This is a genomic window from Chroococcidiopsis cubana SAG 39.79 (genome assembly GCF_003991895.1).
Taxonomy (GTDB): domain Bacteria; phylum Cyanobacteriota; class Cyanobacteriia; order Cyanobacteriales; family Chroococcidiopsidaceae; genus Chroococcidiopsis; species Chroococcidiopsis thermalis.
The window spans coordinates 1-4,677 of record NZ_RSCK01000197.1 but is presented as its reverse complement, the minus strand read 5'-3'; the positions used below and the strand labels follow the sequence as shown (position 1 = coordinate 4,677).

Here is a 4,677-nt window from a genome sequence, read left to right as displayed (position 1 = left end):
ACATCTTGCCCAGGCATCCTACTTTTTTTTGTGCTTTTCACGCTACCCTACCCAATCCCACTTTTTTGCGTTGCGCCCTTTCTTAACTTCCGCGAGCAAGCACCATTAGCAGCACGCCAGAATATGTACCTAGATCGGCAAGGTCGGGTAGTTTCTAAGTTAAGTAAAGAGGGTCACTTAGCTGTTGCCGTACCAGGGACGGTTAAAGGGTTAGATCGGGCATTGACACAATATGGCACGATGAGCCGCGCTACTGTAATGGCGGGAGCGATCGCCTTAGCCGAAAAAGGCTTTGTCTTGCAGCCAGGAGATGTCGATATCCTTAACTCTCATGTCAAGCAGTTTCAGGCACGAGCAAACGTTGCTGCCATCTTTTTGAAAAATGGCAAAACTCCCTATCGAGTAGGCGATCGCCTGGTACAAAAAGATTTAGCTCAAACTCTCAAACTGATTGCCGATCGGGGAGCGGATGGTTTTTATCGGAGCGCGATCGCATCTGAAATTGTCAAAGCTAGCAACAAAAATGGTGGAATTCTGACGTTGGAAGATTTTACTAATTACAAAGTTGCTCAAACTCAGCCAGTTAAGTGCAACTATCGGGGATATGAGGTAATTTCTGCGCCTCCCCCTGGTGGTGGCGTGACTTTATGCCAAATGCTGAATGTTCTCGAAGGTTATCAGCTCAAACAGCTAGGCTGGCACTCAGCAACCAGCCTACATCTGATGTTTGAGTCAATGCTTTATGCTTACAGCGATCGCAATACCTACTTAGGCGATCCGGCTTTTGTCAACAATCCCGTAGAACGACTGCTATCAAAAGAGTATGCGGCTAGAATTCGTCAGCAGATTTCGACAACTCGTGCCACACCTCCAGGGAAAGTTTACTCTCGCATCACTTCTAGTCAAGAAGGAACCAATACAACTCATTACTCAGTTGTGGATCGTCATGGAAATGCCGTATCTGTGACATACACGATTAATTCTTACTTTGGTGCTGGAGTCATTGCCCCAAGAACGGGGTTTTTCCTCAACAACGAGATGGATGATTTTGCGGCAAAACCTGGTGTCCCAAATCAGTTTGGCTTGGTACAGGGAAAAGCCAATGCGATCGCACCTGGTAAGCGCCCACTCAGTTCCATGTCTCCCACGATTGTGACGCAGAACGATAAAGTTTTCATGGTGACAGGTAGTCCTGGTGGTTCTACCATTCCTACCACTGTTCTCCAAGTCCTCACCAATACGATCGACTATGGCATGAAGATCGATAAAGCTGTCAATACTCCTCGCGTTCACTATCAAGGACTGCCAAATTTTGTGATTACCGAACCCTATACTCTGAATTCCGATATCTTTGGGCAATTATGGGGAATGGGATACAGAGTGGTTCCTTTCGGTAGTTGGGGCGCTGCTGAATCGATTGCGATCGATCCTCAAACTGGGATGCTTTACGGCGCTAACGATCGTCGTAAGAGTGCGGGAGCAGCTGTAGCATACTAACTTGGTGTACTGTGGCGATCGCCCCGCTCAATTTTCTGCATTAAGACTTGGCGATTAGAAAATCTCGCTCAAGTCCATAACGAAACCAGGCAGTACATCTTCCCCTGATAAAGTCGTAGGCGATTGTATTACCTCTACATCTGTCCCAATGCGATAAATTTCCACGATTCGTCTTTGAGGATCGAGCAGCCAACCTAAACGAACTCCACGATCGCGGTACTCCTGCATTTTTGCCTGTAATGGCTTGAGTTCGTCAGTAGCAGAACGCAACTCGATAACGAAATCGGGTGCTAGAGGCGGGAATTTCTGGCGTTGTTCTGGCGTGAGAGCCTCCCATCGCTCTAATCTTACCCAAGCAGCATCGGGAGAGCGATCTGCGCCATTGGGCAGTTTGAATCCCGTAGAGGAATCGAATACTTTTCCTAAGCGAGATTGCTTGTTCCAAGCTCGCAGTTGAAAATTCATCTCCGAGTTACGATCGCCTGTTTCTCCCCCTGTTGGTGGCATAACAATCAATTCACCTTCTGCCGTGCGCTCAAATCTGACATCCCGATTTGCCTGACACAGTTGATAAAACTGCTCGTCAGTTAAATGGATTGCTGGTTCTAAGTTTAAAGTAATTGCTGTCATAAGCTATGGAGCGGTAAGTCTACCGATCGAGAACACAAAGGCGACTGGGAAACAAGAGCCAGGTTAGAGAGAGTATTAGCTATTACTCTTACTTTATCCTTAAGAGCCAACAATTGAGTACCTCATCCGCTAGCCTGCCCCTCTTCTTTTGTTTCAAGAAAAGAACATTCTGCACGCACAAGTTTTAACAATTACTCAAGAAATCTGACGCGCTTTACCTACTCGTTTAGGTTGGTTGCTGGGCAGGGAAGCAAGATATGTCTCAATAGCTCGCCTATGAGTTTTTGGATCGGAGCGTGTTGCGGCGTAGTCTCTCAATAGCTCGGCATTGTATCTGACACAGTATTTTCCGTAGCGTACAAAGTGAATGCCCTCAAGCAAGCGATCCTCTGGACGTGCTTTTTCACTGCGAAGTTTTTTTAAAGTATGGATTGATAAACCAAGAATCTTTGCTGCAATATGTTTGTTAATCCAAAATTCAGATATGGGAGAATGTTCAGCAGTCGAGTAGTTTATTATCATTTCTAGCCAACCTCTATGAAGCAAGGATTCTAAATTTCAAGTAGCGATGACTTTCTGTACGAATTTATGTATTTCACTCTCATGTATTTTTTTACCTTGTAGTTAATTTTCAGTGGAAAGACAGTACTGAAATTACCAAGTAATTTTGCAAACTACTGTTTAATTAACTAAAAGCAAGGTCGATCATTTATTTTGTTTCTTAGCTAATTATATCCACTAATATTTATTTTCCCTAGACCTATTTCATCCAAAACATAAATCTCTTTCTGAAGTTATATGTTATTTAACGAATGTAGATAAACAGCAAAAAATATAAAAACCTCAGTTAGATAGTAAAACTGAGGTCAGGATTAATTAATGAAATTTAGGTTAATTCACACAACTTTTGTGTCACTCAAAGTTCTGGCAGCTGTGGTCTAGAGTTGACGTTACCAGCGTAGTTCTTGAAAAGCACCTGCACGTCATGTCCTGTCAGTTGAGCAACCACAACTGGGTTCATTCCTAGATCCAGGGCATGACTAACAAGAGTATGACGAGTGGTATAGGGTTTGCGGTAATCAATCTCTAAACGAGTGAGTACTGTTTTCCACGCACGGTTTCTGAAATTGCCGTCGTCAATTGCTCCTACCCTGGGGGCAGTAAACACTAATTCCTCTCGGTCAAAATCAGCAGGTCGTTTGGCTAGTAACATTGCTTGTAACTTAGGTGTGAGAGCAATCGTGCGAGATCTATTGTTCTTCGTTGAGCGTCTCTCTCCCCTGCTCAAGCTTTCTCCGATCCATACGGTCGAGCAATCATCGCTTACATGCTTCCATTTCAAGCCAATTGCTTCACCCGTGCGGCAACCCGTACCAAACAAAAACTCTACGTAGTTAGCATAGTAATGATAGTAGCGATCGCTCCTGAATGCCTGAATAATTGCCCCCATCTCTTCTTTACTAAAAGGTTTAGAAGGTTGTTTGGGCGCAGGCTTTATCCGCTTGGTCATCTCTTTCCAAGGGTTGAGTTCAACCAGTTCTCGCTCGAGTGCCCACTTCCAACACGACTCAATTAGAAATAGTCTTTCTTTTGCTGTAATCGGTTTAACCTGTGTAATTAACCAGTCAGTGAAAGCCTCTGCTTCTTTCAAAGTAATTTCAGTCGCAGGCTTGTCCTGGAAAAATTCTTTGAAATACCTGCAAATCGCCGCATACTTGGCTAGCGTTCGGGCTACAACGTATTTTTGTTTGCTTTGGGTGAACTGTTCAAATAAAGCCACAGCTGAGACTAGACTCGGCTTTGGTACTGCACTTTTGTACTTCTTCAGTGTGGGGTCAAAATTTCCGGTGACGATATCCCCTTCAATCTGATGAGCCTTTTGCTCGGCTATCGTTCGATTTAGCTTGCTATCTGGCAACCCAATATATAAGTAGTAGCGTTTACCTAGGTAGCTCCAGCACAACCTCAAACGCTCTTTGAATACCTGGACGACTACAGTGCCTTTAGATGCTTTCTTTCTAATTTGGGATTGAGATACAGATTGAGATAAAGTCCCAGATGCCCGATTGAGATCGATTGATTTTTTTGCAGAGCCTACAACCCTTGCCATATCCTCATTACTCTGGAAATTCGTATCTCAAACTTATCTCAATTTTGGCTCCAGCCATACCTAAAAATAACCAATTTGGCGTTGCTTATTGAGAATGGGTTCGAGCCAACTGCCAAGGATAGAAACGACAAAACCCTCTTAGGAAGAGGGTTTCAGTGTATGGACGTAACTGGATTCGAACCAGTGACCTCTACGATGTCAACGTAGCGCTCTAACCAACTGAGCTATACGTCCGTGTGATTTTGACTTTTCTAAGGATAACATATGAGACACCTTTGGGACACATGAGAGAAATAAAACCTATTAACCATAACAGCTCGATACAGCTTAAGTTCAGCTTTGGAGGCAAGCGATACAGCTTTAGAGGCTATTCATAAAGTAAATCTTAAACGAGGCAAAAAGGAGAAAAATCAACTGTAGGATGCTCTATTAAGGATTCA

4 protein-coding genes and 1 tRNA gene are annotated in these 4,677 nt (G+C 43.9%); 1 reads left to right on the top strand and 4 read right to left on the bottom strand.

Annotated features, from left to right (window positions below):
* On the top strand, window positions 1-1,497 hold a 1,497-nt coding region (gene ggt / locus DSM107010_RS36825; RefSeq protein ID WP_127025331.1), incomplete at its 5' end, for a gamma-glutamyltransferase.
* A gap of 54 nt (window positions 1,498-1,551) precedes the next feature.
* On the opposite strand, the gene DSM107010_RS36820 is transcribed toward ggt, so the two are convergent.
* The 4 genes from DSM107010_RS36820 to DSM107010_RS36805 form a co-directional block, all read right to left on the bottom strand.
* Window positions 1,552-2,127 (bottom strand): Uma2 family endonuclease, encoded by a 576-nt coding sequence (locus tag DSM107010_RS36820; RefSeq protein ID WP_106169778.1) that lies wholly within the window; start codon window positions 2,125-2,127, stop codon window positions 1,552-1,554.
* Between the two features lie 195 nt (window positions 2,128-2,322).
* Window positions 2,323-2,649 (bottom strand): hypothetical protein, encoded by a 327-nt coding sequence (locus DSM107010_RS36815; RefSeq protein WP_106169775.1) that lies wholly within the window; start codon window positions 2,647-2,649, stop codon window positions 2,323-2,325.
* A 394-nt stretch (window positions 2,650-3,043) separates the two neighbouring features.
* Window positions 3,044-4,237 carry a tyrosine-type recombinase/integrase gene (locus tag DSM107010_RS36810; protein ID WP_106169773.1) on the bottom strand — a complete coding sequence of 398 codons (1,194 nt, stop codon included), beginning with the start codon at window positions 4,235-4,237 and terminating at the stop codon, window positions 3,044-3,046.
* A gap of 160 nt (window positions 4,238-4,397) precedes the next feature.
* A tRNA-Val gene (locus DSM107010_RS36805) sits at window positions 4,398-4,471 on the bottom strand.
* Between the last annotated feature and the right edge of the window lie 206 nt (window positions 4,472-4,677).

Coding starts and splice junctions, on each gene's coding strand:
- DSM107010_RS36820 (WP_106169778.1), bottom strand. CDS start 2,127: ATGACAGCAATTACTTTAAACTTAGAACCAGCAATCCATTTAACTGAC.
- DSM107010_RS36815 (WP_106169775.1), bottom strand. CDS start 2,649: ATGATAATAAACTACTCGACTGCTGAACATTCTCCCATATCTGAATTT.
- DSM107010_RS36810 (WP_106169773.1), bottom strand. CDS start 4,237: ATGGCAAGGGTTGTAGGCTCTGCAAAAAAATCAATCGATCTCAATCGG.